The sequence below is a fragment of the Mycobacterium sp. PSTR-4-N genome (assembly GCF_022348085.1).
Classification (GTDB): Bacteria; Actinomycetota; Actinomycetes; order Mycobacteriales; family Mycobacteriaceae; genus Mycobacterium.
In genome coordinates, this window is record NZ_JAKRFN010000021.1 from 74,569 (window position 1) to 95,733 (window position 21,165).

The window sequence follows — 21,165 nt, forward strand, 5'->3', positions numbered from 1 at the left end:
ACATTTTGAGCATGCAGATCAGCATGTTCGGCCAGCTCTCCGGCCTCCCGATGGACTCCAGTGGCGGATCACCCATCGACGCCACCATCGCCTATCTGGCGCAGCTACGCGACGAGGGCTTCGGCCGCGTGTGGATGAGCCAGCTGCCCCACGAGCCCGACCTCCTGACGATTCTCGCGATCGCACTGCGCGAGGTCGACACGATCGAGGCGGCCAGCGGCGTCATCCCGATCCAGAACCAGCACCCCATGCACATGGCGCAGGCCGCGCTGACCACCAGCCTCGCCTCCGGTGGCCGCTTCGTGCTCGGCCTCGGCATGACTCACGCCGCCGTCACCGAGGGGATGTGGGGCATCCCGTGGGACAAGCCGGTGCGACGCCTCAACGAGTACCTGGACGGGCTGCTGCCGCTGCTGGCCGGTGAGCAGGCCTCCGCACCGGGTGAGACGGTGACGACGCGCGGCGCGCTGATGATTCCCGGAGCGCCGCGGCCCGACGTGTACATCGCCGCGCTGGGGCCGCAGATGCTGCGGCTGGCGGGCCGGCGGACGTCGGGCACCTGCACCTGGATGACGGGGCCGGCGACGTTGAGCGGGCACGTCAGCCCGTCGCTGCGCCAGGCGGCCGCCGACGCGGGCCGCACCGAGGATGCGGTGCGCGTCGTCGCCGCGTTGCCGATCGCGGTCACCGACGACGTCGACGCGCTGCGCGCCGCGGCCGCCGAGCAGTTCGCGATCTACGGCACGCTGCCGTCCTACCGGGCGATGCTCGATCGCGAGGGGTATGCGGGACCGCAGGACGCGGCGATCATCGGCGACGAGGCGACGGTGCGTGACCGCCTCGCCGAGCTCGAAGCCGCCGGCGTCGACGAGTTCGTCGCGGCAACGTTCGATCCCTCCGAGGATGGCCGAGCGCGCACCCGCGCCTTCCTCCGCTCCGAGGGCTGAGTTTCTCCGGCGTGGGGCCCCCACGAAGTAGGGGACAGACGCGAACTCGAGTAGACACGCCGCGATAACACTCGAGTCCGCGTCTGGTCGCCCAAAACAAGACGCCCCCGGGAAGAGTCCGGGGGCGTCTCGCGGGCGAGGGGTCTAGAAGGCCGCCTCGTCCAGCTCCATGACCTCGTTGTCGAGGTTGTCGAGGATGGCGCGGGTGCTGGTCAGCATCGGCAGCATGTTCTTCGCGAAGAACGACGCCACCGCGAGCTTGCCCTCGTAGAAGGCGCGCTCGTCACCGGTGGCACCGGCGTCGAGCTTCTCGATCGCGACCGCGGCCTGACGCTGCAGCAGCCAGCCGATCATCAGATCGCCGACGCTCATCAGGAAGCGCACCGAGCCCAGGCCCACCTTGTAGATGCTCGCGGCATCTTCCTGGGCGGCCATCAGGTAGCCGGTCAGCGTGGCGGCCATGCCCTGCACGTCCTCCAGCGCGGTCGCCAGCAGCGCACGCTCGGCCTTCAGCCGGCCGTTGCCGGTCTCCGACTTCACGAACTGCTCGATCTGGCCGGCCACGTGCGCCAGCGCCACACCCTTGTCGCGGACGATCTTGCGGAAGAAGAAGTCCTGCGCCTGGATGGCGGTGGTGCCCTCGTACAGCGAGTCGATCTTGGCGTCGCGGATGTACTGCTCGATCGGGTAGTCCTGCAGGAAGCCGGAGCCGCCGAAGGTCTGCAGCGACTCGGTGAGCTTCGCGTAGGCCTGCTCTGAGCCGACACCCTTGACGATCGGGAGCATCAGGTCGTTGACCTTGACGGCCAGTTCGGGCTCGATGCCGTGGATCGCCTTGGCCACCTCGGCGTCCTGGTGCGTGGCGGTGAACAGGTACAGCGCACGCAGACCCTCGGCGTAGGCCTTCTGGGTCATCAGCGAGCGACGCACGTCCGGGTGGTGCGTGATGGTCACGCGCGGGGCGGTCTTGTCGGTCATCTGGGTCAGGTCGGCACCCTGCACGCGCGACTTGGCGTACTCGAGCGCGTTCAGGTAACCGGTCGACAGCGTGGCGATCGCCTTGGTGCCCACCATCATTCGCGCCTGCTCGATGACGTCGAACATCTGCGCGATACCGTCGTGCACCTCGCCGACCAGCCAGCCGACGGCGGGGGTGCCGTGCTGACCCAGCGAGAGCTCACAGGTGGCCGAGACCTTCAGGCCCATCTTGTGCTCGACGTTGGTGACGAAGACGCCGTTGCGCTCGCCGGGCTCACCGGTCTCCGGATCGAAGTGGAACTTCGGTACGAAGAACAGCGACAGACCCTTGGTGCCGGGGCCGGCGCCCTCGGGGCGAGCCAGCACCAGATGCATGATGTTCTCGAACAGGTCGTCCGAGTCGGCCGAGGTGATGAAGCGCTTCACACCGTCGATGTGCCAGGTGCCGTCGGGCTGCTGGACGGCCTTGGTGCGACCGGCGCCGACGTCGGAGCCGGCGTCCGGCTCGGTCAGCACCATGGTCGAGCCCCAGCCGCGCTCCGCGGCGATCGTGGCCCACTTCTTCTGCTCCTCGGTGCCGAGGTGGTAGAAGATGTCGGCGAATCCAGCGCCCATCGCGTACATGTACACGGCGGGGTTGGCGCCGAGGATGTGCTCCTGCAGGGCCCACGACAGCGCGCTCGGCATCGGCGTGCCGCCGAGTTCCTCGCTGACCGACAGCTTGTCCCAGCCACCGTCGGTGACGGCACGCACCGACTTCTTGAATGCCTCGGGCAGCGTCACGGTGTGGGTCTTGGGGTCGAAGACCGGCGGATTGCGGTCGCCCTCCTCGAAGGAGGCTGCGACCGGTCCCTCGGCGAGCCGGGAGATCTCACCCAGCATGTCGACGGCGGTCTCGACGTCGAGGTCGGCGTATGAGCCCTGGCCCAGCGCCTTGTCGACTCCGAGAACCTCGAACAGGTTGAACACCTGATCACGAACATTGCTCTTGTAGTGGCCCACTTTTCCTCCTCGTCGAGAACGCCACATGCGGTTGGGTACTCACGGCTAAGTTACCCACCAGTAACTGCGCGCTACTATACCGTCCGGTAACTTCAACGCAAGAACACTGTGAGCAATTTCTGCTCACCGACCAACCCAGCAGTTGGCCGGGCTCGGTTTCACGGCCGAAATCTGCCCCTGAGCAGGCCCTATGCACCCCTGTGATGATTGTCACGTTTGGTTGTCTAGGGTGTGATGAATGGCGTCCAGCATCGGTGTCGGGGTATGGGGAACGGGCAATATGGGCGCCACGGCGATCCGGTCGATCATGGCTTTTCCCGGGCTGCGCCTGGCGGCGGTGCTGACCTCGTCCGCGGACAAGGCCGGCCGGGACGCGGCGTCATTCGCGGGGGTGGACGCACCGACGGGAATCGACGCCACCACCGACGTCGACGCCGTGCTGGGCGTCGTCGACGCAATGGCCTACATGGCCTCCGGCGACATCCGCCCGGACGACGCGGTCGCCGACATCGAGCGCTGCCTGCGCGCGGGCGCCCATGTGGTCACCCCGTCGCTGTATTCGCTCTACGACCCGGCATCGGCCCCTCCGGAGTGGGTCGAGCGGCTCACCGCGGCCGCCGAGGAGGGCGGGGCGTGTCTTCTGGTCAGTGGCGTGGATCCCGGCTGGGCCAACGATGCGTTGGCCGTGACGGCTGCCGGTCTGTGCACCCGCATCCGCACGATCACCTGCCAGGAGATCTTCGACTACTCCACCTACGACCAGCCGTACGCGGTCCGGGTGTCCTGCGGCTTCGGCGGGCCGATGGACGAGACGCCGATGATGCTGTTGCCGTCGGTTCCGACGATGGTGTGGGGCGGCAACATTCGCCTCATCGGCCGCGGTCTCGGCATGGAGATCGACGAGATCACCGAGGAGGTCGAGCGGTTACCGCTGGAGGACACCGTGGACACGGTGATGGGCCGCTTCGAGAAGGGCACGCAGGGTGCGTTCTTCCTGCGTGTGATCGGCTGGGCCGGCGGGCAGCAGCGGGTGATCGTCGAGCACATCACCCGCATCCACCCCAGCTGCGCGCCGCAGTGGCCGCAGCCCGATCAGGGGGTCGGCGATCACCGTGTGATCGTCGATGGTGACCCGCAGCTAACGATCGTGACGAGGGCCGACGTGCCCGGCGGCACCCGCGCCGACGGCGGCAACACCACCGCGGCCAACCGTCTGCTGGGCGCCATCGGGTGGTTGGTCACCCAGAAGCCGGGCATCTACGACGGTCTCGACGTCCCGCTGCACCCTCCGCTACCACCGGAGGTCGAGGCGACGCGCTGGGTCTAGTGCCCGGCCAGGCGTTTGTTGACCAGCCGAGTGAGCCACGCCGGGGAGAACCTGGCCCCGGCCGCCAACGCCTTGGCCTGCGTGCCCACCGGGAAGTGCACCTGCCGCAACACCTTTCGAGGCAGCGTCGGTTCGATCGCCGCCGCGATGCCGTCGGCGATGTCTTGCGCGGTCAGCCGGATGCCGAGCGAGGTGGTGGTGCCGGTGCTGACGTCTTTGGTCATCGCGGTGTTCACGTACAGCGGCCACATGTCGATCACTCGGATGTCGTGGCGGCCCCACTCCAGGTTCAGCGCCTCGGTCATCGCACGGACGAAGAACTTGGTGGCGCTGTAGTTGGCCAGTTCGGCCTGCCCGTAGATCGCCGACGCCGAGCCCAGGTTGACGACCACTGCACCCGGGGTGCTCTTCAGATACGGGAAGCCGGCATGCAGCCCGTTGACCACACCCTTGACGTTGACCTCGACCTCGCGGTGGTGCACCTCGAGCGGAATCTCCTCGAAGCGGCCGGCATTGAGTAGCCCCGCGTTGTTGATCAGGACATCGAGCCTGCCGCCGGCGGTCTCGTGGAACTCGGCCAGCCGGCGACCCACCTCCTCGGCATCGGTGACGTCGAGGTGGCCGACGACACCGCGGCCGCCGACCGCCTCCAGGTCGGCTTCGAGGATCGCCAGCCGCTCGTCGTCGATGTCGTAGGCGCCGACGAAGTAACCGCGCTGGGCGAGGAGCAAGGCGGTGGCCCGACCGATACCGGTCGCTCCGCCGGTGATGAACACCGATCTGGTCATGCGTTACTCCTTCTAGGAATTGAGTTGCCAGACAGCGAAATTGAGGCACAGCGCGAACGCCGACCAGGCCAGGTAGGGAACGAGCAGCCACCCGGCGAGCGCGTTTCGCCGGAAGAACAGGACGACGGTGCCGATCAGGATGAGCACGAGCACGCTCAGTTCGGCGAACGCGATGCCGCGCCACCCCAGCCCGAAGAACAGCGGTGTCCACGCGGCATTCAGGACGAGCTGGGTGCCGTACACGATGAGCGCGGGCCGGGTGTCCTGCCACGGACCGCTGCGCCACACCAGCCAGGCCGCCACCGCCATCATCGTGTACAGCAGCGTCCAGACGGGGCCGAAGACCCACGACGGTGGCGCCCACCCCGGCTGCCGCAGCCGGGCGTAATCCTCGGCGGAGGTGGCCGACGCGAGGCCGCCCAGTGTCGACGCAACGACCACGGCTGCAATCGAGATCGCGAGCGCGATAACGCTTTTCGAGCGCGTGGGCTGATAACTGTCAACCATGCCGATTCACCCTACCGGGCGGGTGTGCGCCGTCGGCCGGCGCGGTCAGGACGTCCCCATTCTGTTCGATTTACCCGGACTGCTCCGCGTCGGCGGCTGGTTCCGCATCGGGCAGTTGGCCCACCAGGTACTCGGCCAGCCCGCCGATGGTCGGATAGTCGAACACCGCGGTGGCGTTGATAGTGAAGGCGCCGCCGAACTGGCTGTGCAATCGGTTCCGCAGCTCGATCGCCATCAGCGAATCCGTGCCCAGGTCCAGGAACCGCGACGACGCCGCCGGGGGTTGCGCCAGACGCAGGAAGTTCTGCACCTCCCGCTGCAGGAACTCGGTGACGAACCCGGCCCGCGCGGGCACCGGGATCTCCTGCAGCTGACGCAACAGCTCACTGTCTCCGCTCACCTCGCCGCCGTCGCGGGGCAGCACCAGATCCAGGATCGGCGGACGCGCCGCACCCAGCACCTTGGCCGCGCGCGCCCAGTTGGCCTTGATCACCGTCGCCTGCCCGGTGCCGTTGGCCACCACCTCCGCCAACGCGCTCAACGCCGCCGACGGCTCCAGCGGGATCAACCCCTGGGCGCTGATGTTCGCGCTCACCGCCTCCGACGACGCCATCCCGCCCCGGCCCCAGGGACCGAAGTTGACCCCGGTGGCCGGAAGGCCGGCAGCGCGGCGGTGCGCGACGAGGCCGTCGAGGTACGCATTGGCGGTCGCGTAGTTGGCCTGGCCGGGAGAACCGAACACGCTCGACACCGACGACGACACGATGAAGAACTCGAGGTCGTCGTCTCGGGTCAATCGATCCAGGTGCGAGGCGCCGAACGCCTTCGGCGCCAACGTCGTCCGGAACCGGTCGAGATCCAGGCCGGAGAGCAGCGCATCGTCGAGCACGCCGGCCAGGTGCAGGACGCCACCGAGGGGCGGCAGCTCGGCGCGGATGTGCGCCAGCAGTCGGCGCACGTCCTCGAAGTCCCCCACGTCGGCGGTGACGACGTGCACGCGGCAGCGGTGCCGGTCGGTGATGTCGTCGATCAGCTGCTGTGCCTGCGCCGAGGGGGCCCGGCGGCTGGTGAGCACCAGGTCGCCCGCACCCAACTGGGCCAGGTGGGCTGCGGTGTGCAGCCCGATCGCACCGAGGCCGCCGGTGATCAGATACGTCCGGTCGGGCTGTGGTTGTAGCGGTGTCGGCATCTGCAGCACGATCTTGCCGATGTGGCGGGCCTGCTGCATCCGCCGGAATGCCGACCTCGCCTCGGTCAGCGGATAGATCTCGGCGGGCAGCGGCGTCCACTCACCCTGGGCCAGCCCGTCGGACACCTCGGTGAGCAGGTCGCGGATGCGGTCCGGTTCGGTGAACATGACCGTGTCGAGTGCGACGATCTCGTAGTCGATGTCGGGGCGGGCGGCCGCCATCTGGTCGGTGGTCCAGATGTCGCGCTTGGCGATCTCGGCGAAGCGGCCGCCCTGAGCCGTGGCGCGCAGCGTGGCGTCGATGAACCCCTCGCTCGTCAGGCTGTTGAGCACCACGTCCACCCCGGCGCCGCCGGTGTCGGCCAGGATCTGGTCGGCGAATTCTGTTGTGCGCGAATCGTAGACGTACTTGACGCCGAGACGCCGCAGCGTGTCCCGTTTGAATGTGCTCGCGGTGGCGAACACTTCCGCCCCGCAGCGCTGCGCCATCTGGACTGCGGCCAGCCCCACGCCGCCGCTCGCGGCGTGGATGAGCACCTTGTCGCCCGGCTTGAGCTGTGCCCAGTCGAACGACAGCCGGACCGTGAGCGCGGCGGCGGGGATCGTCGCCGCGTCCACCGCGCTGATGCCGTCGGGTATCGGCGCGAGGAACTGGCTGGGCACGTTGAACCGGCTCGCGAATGCGCCCTGCATGGATCCGTAGACCCGCTGGCCCACGGTCAGGCCGGTGACCTCGTCGCCGATCTGGGTCACCGTGCCGGCGAAATCGCCGCCGATCGGCCCGGGATCGCCGGGATAGAGGCCGAGCACGTTGAGCACGTCGCGGAAGTTCAGCCCCGCGGCCTCGACCCGGACCTGCACGTAACCGCCGGCGGGCGGCTCGACCTCGGTCTCGGTCAGTCGCAGGTTGTCGATCGCACCGCGTTCGGTGGGCGCCAGCACGTAGTCACTCGATCGCGGGACGCTCAGGTGTCCGCTGCGTGACCACGGCAGCAGCCGCGATGCCAGCAGTTTGCCTTGCCGCACAGCCATTTCCGGCTCGTCGACGGGCGCCGACACCAGGCCGGCCAGCAAGCGGACTGCCTCGTCCGAACCGTCGCAGTCGACCAACCGGGCACGCAGCGCAGGTTCCTCGTTGATCGCGGTGCGGCCGAAGCCCCACAGTGCGGCCTGCACGGGGTCGACCGGTTCCCCCGACTCGCAGGCGACGGCCCGCTCGGTCACGATCCACAATCCGCCGGGCAGCTTCACCTCACCGCTCTGCACGGCGCGCACCGCGCCCAGAAGTTCGGCGATCTCCTGCTCGAGCCGGACGTCGAGCGCCCCCGCCTGCGACCTGGCGGCACGCCAGATGACACCGGAGAAGCCGACGCCACGCTGCTGGGCATCGGCGAGCACCTGCCCCAGCGGTGTCGTGTCGGTGGCGCGGTCGACGGCGATGGCGCCGGGGACCAGGGCCGCGAGCTCGGCGAAGTCGGCGATCAACCAGGTGCCGCTGGGGGTCACCGGCTCTGCCTCAGGCTCGGTGTCCGGGAGGGGCACCTCGTGCCAGCCGACGGTGTAGAGCAGCCGGCCGGTGTCACCGCCCAGCCCGCGCAGCAGCGCCTCGCGGGGCGCACGCTTGACGGTGAACTCGCGGATCCCACCCAGACGATGGCCGTCACGGTCCACGAAATCGAGGTCGAACACCTGGGTTTCGCTGTCGAGTGCACTCTGATGCCAGGTCGCGCGGCAGTAGAACCGCCGCGGCATCGGCTGCTGCACCGAGACCTGGCCGTATCGCAGCGGTAAGTACAGATCTGAGACGCCCTGCTCGGCGGCCAGCACCGCCGGGAAGGCGGGGAATGCGACGCCGGTGCACAGATCCATCAACACCGGATGCATCGGCTCGCTGCCGAGGTGCTCGGCCAACTCCTCGCCGACGAGGATGTCACCGATCGCCTCACCCTCGCCCAGCCACAGCGACTTCAACGAGCCCGACCAGTTCGGCCCCCACGCCAACTCGAGATCGGCGAACGTCTCGAACAGCTCCTGCGGACGCATCCGGGTGAGCCGCTCGAGTGCGTCCTCGACGGGTCCTGTCTCGGAGGCGGCCTCGTCCCGCCCGGCGACGATGGTGCCCTCGGCGTTGAGCGACCACTCCGCACCCTGCTCGCCGTAGGCGCGGCTGTGCACCTGGAACGACCACTGCCCGGCGTCGGCCGCCGGATGCAAGGTCAGCTGAACGTCACGGGAAGCCTTCTCCGGCAGAATGATCGGTTCGTAGAAGAAGACATCGGTGGCGTGGGCCGGGGTGCCGACGGCGGCCAGCGCCATCGCCGCGTAGGTCGCGCCGGGAACGACGACGGTGCCGTAGATGACGTGGTCGGACAGCCACGGCTGCGTCTTGACCGACAGCCTGCTGGTGTAGATCGTGTCACCGGAGGCCAGTTCGCGTGCGGCGCCGAGGATGCCCGAACCCTGCGCGGCGGTGCCGCCGTCCACCGCGATCGCGGCCGTCTTGGGCCAGAAGCGCCGGTGCTGGAACGGGTAGGTGGGCAGTTCCAGGACCCGTCGTTCGCGCCTGCTCACCGCGGCGAAATCGGGTCGGTGGCCGGCGATGTACACGCCGGCCAACGCGTCTGCGACCTGGCGCTGATCGCCGACACCCTTGCGCAGTGAGGCGATCGCACGCGGCGCCGGCAGATGCTCGGGCCAGACCTGCACGGCCGCCCCGGTCAACACCGGCTGCGGGCCGATCTCCATGAGGACCGAGCACCCCAACCCGGCCACGGTGCGCACGCTCTCGGCGAACTGCACCGGCTGGCGGGAGTGCCGGCGCCAGTACTCCGCGTCGAGCGTGGCGTGTCCGGTGAGCACGGCGCCGGTGCGGTTGCACACCAGCGGCAGGGTGGGGCTGGCGAAGTCGAGTTGCGCCGCGTACGCCTGGAATTCGTCGAGGACCGGGTCCAACAGCTCCGAGTGGAACGCGTGGCTGGTTTCCAGCCATGTGCACCGGATGCCGTCCTCGCTGAAGGTCGCGACGATCTGCTCCAGATCCTCACCCGGTCCGGACAGCACGGTGTTGGGGCCGTTGTAGGCGGCCACCGACACCCGCGGATGCGCGCCCGCGGCCTGTTCGACCCGGCTTGCGTCGGCGAACACGGCCACCATCCGGCCGCCCTCGGGCAGCTCGCCGAACAGCCGACCGCGCTGAGCCATCAGCCGGGCGCCGTCGGCCAGGCTGAACACCCCGGCCACACAGGCGGCCGCGTATTGGCCGACGCTGTGGCCGAGCACGACGTCGGGCTCGATGCCCCACGACTGCCACAACCGGGCCAGCCCCATCTCGATGGCGAACAGCGCGGGCTGCGCGAACGACGTGTGCCGCAGTCGCTTTCCGGCCTGGCCGCCGGTCTCCCGGTCGGTGGCGAAGAGAACCTCGAGCAGCGGGGTCGGCAGCAGATCCTCGATCGCCGCGGCGCACTCGTCGACGGTGGCGGCGAACACCGGCTGCGTCTGGTACAGCTCGCGAGCCATGCCCGGGTACTGGCTGCCCTGGCCGGTGAACAGCCAGGCCGTCGTCGGGCGGTGCGTGTGCTCACCGCGAACGACGCCGGGGCGCAGGCGATTCGCCGCCAGATCGCCCAGTGCGATGCGCGCGTCGGACATCGACTCCACGACCAGCGCGGCGCGGTGCTCGAAGTGGGAGCGACCCGTGCCGGCCGTGCGACACACGTCGGCGATGTCGGCCTCGGGATGGGCGCTCACCCATGCCTCGTACCGCTGCGCCAGCGCCACCAGCGCCTCGGGTGACCGCGCGGAGAGCGGCAGCACGCTCACGGTGTCGGTAGGGCCCGACGCCGGTTCGGACGCCGTCGTCGGCGGTGCCTCTTCCACCAGGACGTGGGCGTTGGTCCCGGTGAAGCCGAACGAACTGACCCCGGCGCGGCGCGGCCGACCGTTGGTCTGCCACGGCATCGCATCGCCGAGCACCCGGACCGGCAGCGTGTCCCACGGGATGTGCGGAGACGGGGTGTCGAAGTGCAGGCTCTTGGGCAGCATCTGGTGCTGCAGGGACAACACGACCTTGATCAGACCGGCTGCGCCCGAGGCGGATTCGGTGTGCCCGATGTTCGTCTTCACCGACCCCATCAGCAGTGGCTCCGTGCGGGAGTCCCCGTAGGCCGCCGCGGCGGCCTGCACCTCGATCGGATCGCCCAGCGGGGTGCCGGTGCCGTGGGCCTCGAGGTAGTCGATGTCGCCGCCGGAGAGACCGGCGCGCGCGAGGACCGAGCCGATCAACCGTTGCTGGGCGCCGCCGTTGGGCACGGTCAGGCCGCTGGACGCGCCGTCCTGGTTGACGCCGCTGCCCGCGATGACGGCAGCGATCGGATCGCCGTCACGCTGGGCGTCGGACAGCCGCTTGAGCACCAGCACACCGCAGCCCTCGCTGCGCACGTAGCCGTCGGCCGACGCGTCGAACGTCTTGCACCGGCCCGCCGGCGACAGCATCCGGGCACGCGATGCTGCCACCGTGGTCACCGGGCTCAACAGCACGTTGACGCCACCGGCGACGGCCAGGTCGCAGTCTCCGGAGTGCAGGGCCTGGCAGGCCTGGTGCACGGCCACCAGCGCGGAGCTGCACGCGGTGTCGACGGCGACGGCGGGGCCTTCGAGTCCCAGCGCGAAGGCCACCCGGCCCGAGATCGCGTTCAGCGCGTTGCCGGTGATGAAGTGCGGTTGGATCTTGTCGATCGACTCGGCCGAGAGCAGGTGCGCGTACTCGTTGGCGGCGACACCGGTGAACACCCCGGTGCGGCTGCCCCGCAACGACGCAGGGGAATACCCCGCCCGTTCCAGGCCCGCCCAGACGGTTTCGAGCATCAGCCGCTGCTGCGGCTCGATCCACACGGCCTCACGTGGGGAGATGCCGAAGAACTCGGGGTCGAATCCGTCGATACCGTCGAGGAATCCGCCGAACCGGGTGTAGATCTTGCCCGCGGCGTCGGGATCGGGGTCGTAGAACTCGTCGATGTCGAAGCGGTCCTCGGGGACCTCGCGGATCGCGTCGACTCCGCCGGCGAGCACCTCCCAGAACGCCTCCGGATCGGGGGCCCCGGGGAATCGGCAGGACACCGCGACGATCGCGATCGGTTCGTCGGTGCGGGCGGCGGCGACCGTGACCGGCCGCTCCGTCGGCGCGTCGGTGAGACCGAGGACGTCGCCGAGCAGGTAGTCGGCGACGGCGTCGATACGCGGATGATCCATGGCCAGCGTCGCGGGGATCTCCCGGCCCACCCCGGTTTCGATCCGGCGGCGCAGCTCGACGGCCATCAGCGAGTCCATGCCGATGTCGAAGAAGCCGGCGTCCTCGCGGATCTCGGCGACGTCGACGCGAGTGACCTCGGCCACCGCATCGCGCAGGTAGCCGATGAGCAGCGTGCGGCGCTGCTGCAGCGGGGCGTCGGTGAGGCGTTTCACCAGATCGGTCGGTCCACCGCCATGCACTGTCGAGACCTGCTGCGGAACCTCGTGATTCAGCTCGGCGAGGAAGCCGCGTCGACCGGTCTGCTCGTAGAGGGGCAGGAAGCGGGACCACTCGACACGGGCCACCACGGCCTGTGCCGCACCGCCGACGACGGCGTCAGTGAGGCCGGCGAGGGCGTCGGCGGGTGACAGTGTCGCGACGCCGCGTTCCTCGAGCCGGGCCCGGGCCTGGGCATCGGCCATCCCCTCGAAGCCGGTTGACGCCCACGGCCCGAAGTTCACGGCGGTGGCGGCGACGCCGCGGTCGCGCAGGCTCCAGGACAACCCGTCGAGGAACGCGTTGGCCGCCCCGTAGGCCGTCTGGCCGAAGCTGCCCCACACCGAGGCGATCGACGACGTGCCGATGAAGAAGTCGAGCGGCAGATCGCGCGCGGCCTCGCTGAGATGCCATGCACCCCAGACCTTCCCGGCGAAGACCCGATCGATCTCCGCATCGTCCTGGGCGCTCATCGGGCTGGCGCCGATCTCACCTGCCGCATGCACGATTCCCGCCAGCGGCGGGCGGTCGGCACTGGGCGCGAGCAGCTTGGCGACGCCGTGGGCGTCGGCGACGTCGGCCCTGGCGACCTCGATCTGGCACCCGTACTGATCGGCGAGCGCGGTGATGCGTGCGCTGACAGCCTCGCTGGGTGCGCGCCGGCTGGTGAGCAGGAGATGGCCGGCCCCGCGGGCGGCCAGGTGGGCGGCGACCTCCAGTCCGATCGAGCCAAGCCCGCCGGTGACGAGATACGTTGCGTCGGAACGGATGGGCAGAGAATCGGTGACCGGTTGACCGGTGCGCCGGGTGAGTCGCGGCACGTGCACGCCGCCGGCGCGCAGCGCGAGCTGATCCTCGCGGGGGCCTGCGCCGGCAGCCTGGCTGATCTGGCCGATCAGCGCCGACCATTGCTCGGTGGTGCCGGCGCCGAGATCGGCGAGACCGCCCCACAGCTGCGGCGCCTCGAGCGCGGTGGCGCGGCCGAAACCCCACAGGCAACTCTGGTCCGGCGCCACGACGTCGACGTCGGTGACGCGCTGCGCGTTGCGGGTCAGAATCCACACGGGTGCGCGGACATCGGCGGCCGCCGCGGCACGGAACAGCCGGCGCGTTCCGGGCAGCACGCTGTGCTGCATCCGCAGCAGGGAGCGCATCGAGGGCGGTCCATCCGCGAGGGCGGCGTCGAGCGCGGCGACGTGCAGGATGCGCAGGGCCGGATCGCCGGCGGCCGCGCGGACCGTCTCGGTGAACGCGGCCTCCTCGGCGTCGGAGACGGGCAGCCCGACGACGCGGTGGCGATGTCCGCGGGCGGCGAGCAGGTCGATCAGCGGTCGGATGGCGTCGGTGTCGTCGCCGACGATGAGCCAGGACGGTGCGTCCGCGGGGTCGAGGCGTGCGGGCGGGAGGACATCCCAGCGGATCTGGTAGCGGGCATCGCTGATCGACTGGGCGTCGCGCTGCTGATTGTGTTGGGCAGCAAGCTTGCTCAGGACGTCACGGACATGCGGATCGTCGGAGCCGAGCAGGGTGGCGAGTTCGTCGATGCGGCCGTCCTCGAGCAACGCGACGGCGGCGGTGCGCGCGCCCCGCTCCTTCGGTGCATCGGTCCGCTCCTGCTCGTCGCGGAACCAGTACCGCCGATGCTCGAACGGATAGGTCGGCAGGTCGAGTAGCCGCGCCGTCGTGGCAGAGACGGCACCGAAGTCGGGCTGGTGGCCCAGCACGTAGGCGTCGGCCAGCGCTTCGGTGATCTGCCTGCGGTCCTCGACAGCGGGCCGCAGCGACGCGATCACCCGCGGTGCGGTGGCAGGGTCGGGCCAGGCGGACAGCGCGGCCGCGGTCAGCACGGGTCGAGGCCCGATCTCGACCAGCAGCTTGCAGTTCATCTCCGCGAGAGTTTTTATGCTGGCAGCGAATTGGACCGGCTGGCGGGCGTGCCGGCGCCAGTAGGCGCCGTCGAGGTTGGTGCTGCGGCCCAGCGCTGCGCCGGTGCGGTTGTCGATCAGGATCCGCTGGGGTGCGCCGAACGTGAATTGTGATGCCGCTGCTTCGAATTCGTCGAGGATCGGGTCGAGCAGCGCGGAGTGGAAGGCGTGGCTGGTTTCGAGCCGATCGCAGCGGATGTTGTCGGCGGCCAGCGTGGCCACCGCCTTCTCGAGATCGGCCGCCGGGCCGGACAGCACGGTGTTGGCGCCGTTGTAGGCGGCCACCGACAGTGTCGGTATCTCGTCGACCACGGCCTCGACCCGGTCGGCGGGCGCGAAGATCGCGGCCATCCGGCCGCCGGCGGGCAGGCTTTGGAAGAGCTTGCCGCGCAACGCGATCAGCCGCGCGCCGGCCGCGACGTCGAGCACGTCGGCCACGCAGGCCGCGGCGTACTGCCCGACGCTGTGGCCGAGCACGACATCGGGTTGCAGACCCCACGACTGCCAGAGCCGAGCCAGCCCCATCTCCACCGCGAACAGCGCGGGCTGGGCATAGCTCGTCTGCCGCAGAGCTTCCTGCGCATCCGCTTCGGAACCGGAACCGTCGAGGGCGAACATGACGTCGAGCAGCGGTGTGTCGAGCAGGTCGGCGACGGCGTTTGCGCAGGCGTCGACGGTCTCGGCGAACACCGGTTCGGAGTCGTACAGTTGGCGCGCCATGCCGGGGTACTGGCTGCCCTGGCCGGTGAACAGCCAGGCCGTCTTCGGCACGTCGTGGGCCTCGCCGCGGACCAGTCCGGGCGCGGGACGGTCGTCGGCCACCGCACCCAGCAGTTCCAGTGCGGTCTCGCGGGAGTCGGCCACCAGGGCCGCCCGGTGCTCGGTGTGCGCGCGGGCCACGCCCGCGGTGAAGCACACGTCGGCAAGCGTGGCGTCGGGATGTGCGGCCCACCAGTCGCGGTATGCGCCGGCGAGCGCACGCAGCGCGGTCGGTGTCCGGGCCGACAGCGGAAGCAGGTGCGGTCCGTCCTGCGCAACCTGATCGGTGCCGGTCTCGGGCAGGGGGGCCTCTTCGAGGATCACATGCGCATTGGTGCCGGCGAAGCCGAACGAGCTGACCCCGGCGATGCGCGGCCGGTCGCCGCGGCGCCAGGGCGTGGTGTCCGTGACCACCTCGACGGGCAGCCGGTGCCAGGGGATGTGCGGCGACGGGTTCTCGAAATTCAGGTGCTTGGGCAGGGTTTCGTGCTCGAGCGCGAGGATCACCTTGATCACGCCTGCGATGCCCGCGGCGGCTTCGAGGTGCCCGATGTTGGTCTTCGCCGAACCGATCAGCAGGGGGCGGTCGGCCTCGCGGCCATCACCGAGTGCGGCGCCGGCGGCCTGCGCCTCGATCGGATCGCCGAGCGAGGTGCCGGTGCCGTGGGCTTCGAGGTAGTCGACGTCGCGCGGGTCGATGCCGGCGCGGCGTAGCGCGGCACCGATGACACGCTGCTGGGCGACGCCGTTGGGCACGGTCAGACCGCCCGACGCACCGTCCTGGTTGATCGCGCTGCCGCGAACCACCGCGCGGATGTGGTCACCGTCGCGCAGGGCGTCCTCGAGCCGCTTGATCACGATGATCCCGCAGCCCTCGCCGCGCGCGTAACCGTCGGCGGCCGCGTCGAAGGTCTTGCAGCGGCCGTCGGGTGCCAGCATGTGCGCGTTCGAGAACGTGATCATCGTGGCCGGCGTCAGCAGCACGTTCGCCCCGCCGGCCAGCGCCAGGTCGCACTCGCCGAGCTGCAGTGCCTGGCAGGCCTGGTGGATCGCCACCAGCGAGGAACTGCATGCGGTGTCGACGGCCACCGCGGGCCCCTGCAGGCCGAGCCGGTAGCTGATCCGGCCCGCCGCCGCGGCGTTGGATGTCCCGATGGCCATGTAGGCCTCGATCTCGGGATAGTCCAGTTCGTCGGACATGATGCCCAGGTAGTCGTGGGTGGCCAGCCCCACGAACACGCCGGTGTCGCTGCCCGCCAGCGTCGACGGCGCGATTCCCGCGTGTTCGAGCGCGTGCCACGAGGTCTCCAGGAGCAGGCGGTGCTGCGGATCCATCTGCCGCACCTCGCGAGTCGACATCCCGAAGAAGGGTGCGTCGAAGCCGATGACGTCGTCGACGAACCCGGCCCGCCGGGTCGCCACCTTGCCCGGGCTGCCGGGCTCTGCGTCGTAGAAGGCCTCGGCGTTCCAGCGGTCCGGCGGCACCTCGGAGATGGCGTCGCGGCCCTGGCTCAGCAGGTCCCAGAACGCGTCGGCGTCGGGCGCCCCGGGCAGTCGGGCTGCGTACCCGATGACCGCGAAGCGCGCTGCCGGCTCGTTCGGATCTGCAGCGGAAACCATGCCGCTTTCCCCCCTCATCAGCGGTGAACTTACTCGGCGGTCAGATTAGCGCGAGCATCGTGCACAATGTCACCCGAACGTCATTGTTCGATCTTGGTCAGCGGGGAGGACGGCGCGGTGCGCATCGGCACGATCACGGTTGGCGCACTCGATGAATGGTCGGTCGCCGCAGGCAAGGTGACGTCTTGGCATCCGACGCCGGCCGCCGTCGAGAAGGCGCGGCAGGCGCCGGTCAGTCCGGTGCCCGTGAGCTACATGCAGGGCCAGCACCTGCGGAACTACAGCGAGCGGCACGCAGCCGGGCTCACCTTCTCCCGCCAGATCATCGCCAGCTGCGACGTCGCCGGTCAGTGCGACATCGCGGCGATGGACCACGCCGTGAACAACTACCTGCGCCGCCACGACACGTTCCGCAGCTGGTTCGCCCCGACCGAGGACGGCCGATTCGTCCGGCACGCCCTGACCGATCCGGCCGACATCGAGTTCGTCCCCGTCGAGCGCGGCCACATGACGATCGAGCAGATCCACGCCCACGTCATCGACATTCCGAGCCCGCTGGAATGGGGCTGCTTCACGTTCGGCGTGATCCAGGGTGAGGACCACTTCAGCTTCTTCGCGGCGATGGATCACGTGCACGGCGACGCGACGCTCATCGGCACCACGATGATGGAAGCCAACGGCATGTACTCGGCACTGAGCCTGGGCGGGCAGGCGCTCCAGCTGCCCGACGCCGGCAGTTTCGACGACTTCTGTGTGCGCGAACGCGAATACACCGATGCGCTGACGACCGACTCGCCCGGCGTCACGGCGTGGCTCGACTTCGCCGAGAACAACGCCGACGGCTTCCCGGAGTTCCCGCTGCCGCTCGGCGATCCGGAGGCCTCGACGCGCAGCACCATGACGTCACTGATGCTGATGGACAGCGCGCAGACCGCGCGCTTCGAGGCCGCGTGCGCGGGCGCCGGAGCCCGGTTCGTCGGCGGGCTGTTCGCCTGCCTGGCCCAGGTCGAGCACGAGCTGACGGGGGCGCTCACCTACTACGGGCTGACCCCCCGCGATTCGCGGAGCGCGTCGGACAATTTCATGACCCAGGGCTGGTTCACCGGGCTGATCCCGATCGTCGTGCCGATCGGCGCGGCCTCGTTCTCCGATGCCGCCTGGTCGGCGCAGTCGGCGTTCGACGCCGGGCTCGCCATGGCCAAGGTGCCCTACTACCGCGTGCTGGAGCTGGCGCCCTGGCTGCGGTGGCCGCAGGCGAACTTCCCGGTGACGAACTTCCTGCACGGGGGCGCGGCGCCGATGAACGCGATCCTGGCGGCCGGCGAAATGGGGCTCGCCGACAACATCGGGATCTATCCTGACGGCCGGTACTCGTACCAGTTGACGATCTACATCTTCCGCTACGGCGAGGGCACGGCCATGGCGATCATGCACCCGGACAACGCGATCGCGGCCAAGTCGGTCGACCGCTACATGGGGGCGATGAAATCGGTGGCGACGCGAGTCGCCGACAGTGGCCAGTGGGGACGCGTCGCCTAGCGTGCGGTACGGCGAGGGGGTGAGGACGACATGGGGCGGCTAGCCGGTCTGGTGGTGCGCTTTCCCTGGGTGGTGATCGCCGTCTGGGTGGCGCTGGCCGTGGCACTGCCGCTGAGTTTCCCGTCGCTGAACGAGATGGCCCAGAAGCATCCGCTGCAGATCCTTCCCGCGGATGCGCCGTCGAGCGTCACCGCGACCAAGATGGCCGAGGCGTTCAAGGAGCCGGGCTCGGACAACCTGCTCATCCTCGCGTTCATCAACGAATCAGGGCTCACCCGCGCCGACGAAGCCGTCTACCGCAACGTCGTCGACGCGCTGCGCGACGACGTCACCGACGTGGTGTCGGTGCAGGATTTCATCAGCACCCCGCAGCTTCGCAAGTTCCTGACCAGTGACGACAAGACCACCTGGGTGCTGCCCGTGACGCTGGTCGGCGAGCTGGGCACCCCGCGCGCCTACGACTCGTTCAACCGCGTCACCGACCTGATCGCCCATCACGCACCGCCGCGCGGTTCTCCGCTGGTCGTGCACGTCACCGGGCCCGCCGCCACCGTCGCCGACCTGACGGTCGCGGGTCAGCAGGACCGGCTGCCGATCGAGCTCGCGATCGCGGTCCTGGTGCTGACCGTGCTGCTGGTGGTGTACCGCAACCCGCTCACGATGCTGTTGCCGCTCATCACGATCGGCGCATCGGTACTGATCGCCCAGGGCGTGGTCGCCGGCTACTCCCACCTGACGGGCGCGGGGGTGTCCAACCAGTCGATCGTGTTCCTCAGCGCGATCCTGGCCGGTGCCGGCACCGACTACGCGGTGTTCCTGATAAGCCGGTACCACGACTACATCCGCGATGGCGCCGGCGTCACCGACGCCGTCACCCGCGCGATGATCTCCATCGGCAAGGTCATCACCGCCTCGGCGACGACGGTCGGCATCACGTTCCTGGCGATGAGCTTCGCGACCATGGGTGTGTTCAAGACGATCGGCGTGTCCGCGGCGATCGGCGTCGCGGTCGCGTTCCTGGCCGGCCTGACCCTGCTGCCCGCGATCATGGTGCTCGCCGGTCCGCGAGGCTGGATCGGGCCACGCCGGGAACTGACCGCACAGATGTGGCGGCGCTCGGGCATCCGCATCGTGCGCCGGCCGGTGCCGCACCTGATCGCGAGCGTGCTGGTGCTGGTCCTGCTCGCCGGCGCGGCGGCGTTCGGATCGTTCAACTACGACGACCGCAAGGCCGTTTCGCCGTCGGCGCCGAGCTCGGTGGGCTACGCCGCGCTGGAGCGTCACTTCCCGATCAGCCAGTCGATTCCACAGTACGTGCTGGTGCAGTCGCCGCACGACCTGCGTTCGCCCGCGGCGCTGGCCGACCTCGAGCAGATGGCGTCGCGCATCGCCCAGCTCCCCGACGTGGGGCTGGTCAGCGGCGTCACCCGCCCCCTCGGCGAGGTGCCGCCCGAATTCCGCGCGACATTCCAGGCGGGGATCGTCGGTGACCGGCTGGCCACCGGCGCGGCGCAGATCGGGGAGCGCCGCGGTGACCTCAGCCGGCTCGCGGGCGGGGCGGACACGCTCGCCGACAGCCTCGGCGACGTGAGCGCCCAGGTCAACGACATCGCCCCCAGCCTCAAGGGTCTGCTCGACAGCATGTCCTCGATCCGCGTCCAGTACGGCGGCGACAAGCTGGTCCGCGACGTCGCGACCGCGGCGAAGCTCGTCGACAGCGTCAACAAGCTCGGTCTCTCGATGGGTCTGAATTTCCGTGCGGTCAAGGACATGTTCGCGTGGATCGGGCCGGTGCTGACCGCGCTGCAGGGCAACGCGACCTGTGACGCCAACCCGTCCTGCGTCGACACCCGCGCACAGTTCCAAAAGCTCGCCGCGGCTCGCGACGACGGTCGCGTCGACGAGATCAATCAGCTGGCCGGTCAGCTGCAGGGCGTCGACGACAAGGGCAGCCTCTCCTCGACGGTGAACCAGCTCAACTCGATGTTCACGAAGCTGACCACGACGATCTCCGATCTCGGGCTGGACAGTCCGGCTGGTGCGCGCTCCGGGGTGAACGAGTTGCAGCGCAACGCCAATCGGCTCGCCGACGGCAGCCGGCAGGTCGCCGGTGGCGTGGATCAGCTGGTCGAGCAGATCCAGGTTCTGGCCGCAGGCCTCGACCAGGCATCGACGTTCCTGCTGACGATGCGCAAAGACGCCGCGGCCTCGTCGATGGCGGGCTTCAACATCCCGGCCGAGGTGCTGGCGGCGCCGGAGTTCCAGAAGGCGTCGGCGGCGTACGTCTCGCCCGACGGGCACTCGGCGCGCTATCTCGTGCAGACGAAACTCAATCCGTTCAGCCCCGAAGCGATGGATCAGGTCGACGCGATCAACGACGTAGCGCGAGGAGCGCAGCCCAACACCACGCTGGCGGACGCGACGATCTCGATGGGTGGTTATCCGGCCGCGCTGCGGGACACCCGCGACTACTACCAGCGCGACATCCGATTCATCATCGCGGTGACGCTGGTGATCGTGCTGCTGACCCTGATGGTGCTGCTGCGCTCCCTCGTCGCGCCGCTGTATCTGGTTGCCTCGGTGGTGCTGTCGTACTTCGCGGCCATCGGCATCGGGGTGCTGACGTTCCAGTACCTGCTCGATCAACCGCTGCACTGGACCGTTCCGCCGTTGGCGTTCGTGGTGCTGGTCGCCGTCGGTGCCGACTACAACATGCTGTTCGTGTCGAGGTTGCGCGACGAGTCGCCGCACAGCGTGCGCTTCGGCGTGATCCGGACATTGGGGTCGACGGGCGGCGTGATCACCGCGGCCGGCCTGATCTTCGCGGCCTCGATGGGCGGGCTGCTGTTCTCGTCGATCGGCATCGTCGTGCAGGGCGGTTTCGTGATCGGCGTCGGCATCCTGCTGGACACGTTCGTGGTGCGCACCATCACCGTGCCCGCGATCGCCGCGCTGGTCGGACGGGCGAACTGGTGGCCCTCGCGGGTTCAGAAGGCGGCACCCGCCGACGACAAGGTGGAGGCGATCTGACGTGTTCGAGCTTTCGCGCCGACGCGCGCGGTGTGTGACACTACGACG

8 protein-coding genes are annotated in these 21,165 nt (G+C 69.6%); 4 read left to right on the forward strand and 4 right to left on the reverse strand.

Going from position 1 to position 21,165, the window contains the following annotated elements:
• Positions 1–11 precede the first annotated feature (11 nt).
• The gene (locus tag MHN84_RS23260) at positions 12–947 is read left to right on the forward strand and encodes a TIGR03564 family F420-dependent LLM class oxidoreductase (RefSeq protein WP_241206880.1); all 936 of its coding nucleotides are present in this window, start codon (positions 12–14) and stop codon (positions 945–947) included.
• 144 nt (positions 948–1,091) lie between these two features.
• Here the strand turns inward: MHN84_RS23260 and MHN84_RS23265 are convergent, their stop codons facing one another.
• Positions 1,092–2,927 (reverse strand): acyl-CoA dehydrogenase, encoded by a 1,836-nt coding sequence (locus MHN84_RS23265; RefSeq protein WP_241206881.1) that lies wholly within the window; start codon positions 2,925–2,927, stop codon positions 1,092–1,094.
• Positions 2,928–3,165: 238 nt separating this feature from the next.
• Between MHN84_RS23265 and MHN84_RS23270 the strand changes: the two genes are divergently transcribed.
• On the forward strand, positions 3,166–4,254 hold the full coding sequence (locus MHN84_RS23270; RefSeq protein WP_241206882.1) for a dihydrodipicolinate reductase: 1,089 nt from the start codon (positions 3,166–3,168) through the stop codon (positions 4,252–4,254).
• Here the strand turns inward: MHN84_RS23270 and MHN84_RS23275 are convergent.
• The 3 genes from MHN84_RS23275 to MHN84_RS23285 form a co-directional block, all read right to left on the reverse strand.
• Positions 4,251–5,042, reverse strand: coding sequence for an SDR family oxidoreductase (locus MHN84_RS23275; protein ID WP_241206883.1), 792 nt, complete (start codon positions 5,040–5,042; stop codon positions 4,251–4,253). The genes MHN84_RS23270 and MHN84_RS23275 overlap by 4 nt on opposite strands.
• A 12-nt stretch (positions 5,043–5,054) precedes the next feature.
• On the reverse strand, positions 5,055–5,549 hold the full coding sequence (locus tag MHN84_RS23280) for a TspO/MBR family protein (protein ID WP_241206884.1): 495 nt from the start codon (positions 5,547–5,549) through the stop codon (positions 5,055–5,057).
• Between the two features lie 70 nt (positions 5,550–5,619).
• Positions 5,620–16,548 (reverse strand): type I polyketide synthase, encoded by a 10,929-nt coding sequence (locus MHN84_RS23285; protein WP_241206885.1) that lies wholly within the window; start codon positions 16,546–16,548, stop codon positions 5,620–5,622.
• 117 nt (positions 16,549–16,665) lie between these two features.
• On the opposite strand from MHN84_RS23285, the gene MHN84_RS23290 reads away from it, so the two are divergent.
• Complete coding sequence (locus MHN84_RS23290) at positions 16,666–18,087, forward strand: condensation domain-containing protein (protein ID WP_241206906.1); 1,422 nt, start codon at positions 16,666–16,668, stop codon at positions 18,085–18,087.
• Between the two features lie 30 nt (positions 18,088–18,117).
• Positions 18,118–21,117, forward strand: a complete 3,000-nt coding sequence (locus tag MHN84_RS23295; RefSeq protein WP_241206886.1) for an RND family transporter — start codon at positions 18,118–18,120, stop codon at positions 21,115–21,117.
• The last annotated feature ends 48 nt before the right edge of the window (positions 21,118–21,165 follow it).

Bases quoted from the DNA above. Each gene is read 5' to 3' on its own strand.
- MHN84_RS23260 (WP_241206880.1), top strand. From the start codon at position 12: ATGCAGATCAGCATGTTCGGCCAGCTCTCCGGCCTCCCGATGGACTCC.
- MHN84_RS23270 (WP_241206882.1), top strand. From the start codon at position 3,166: ATGGCGTCCAGCATCGGTGTCGGGGTATGGGGAACGGGCAATATGGGC.
- MHN84_RS23275 (WP_241206883.1), bottom strand. From the start codon at position 5,042: ATGACCAGATCGGTGTTCATCACCGGCGGAGCGACCGGTATCGGTCGG.
- MHN84_RS23280 (WP_241206884.1), bottom strand. From the start codon at position 5,549: ATGGTTGACAGTTATCAGCCCACGCGCTCGAAAAGCGTTATCGCGCTC.
- MHN84_RS23285 (WP_241206885.1), bottom strand. From the start codon at position 16,548: ATGGTTTCCGCTGCAGATCCGAACGAGCCGGCAGCGCGCTTCGCGGTC.
- MHN84_RS23295 (WP_241206886.1), top strand. From the start codon at position 18,118: ATGGGGCGGCTAGCCGGTCTGGTGGTGCGCTTTCCCTGGGTGGTGATC.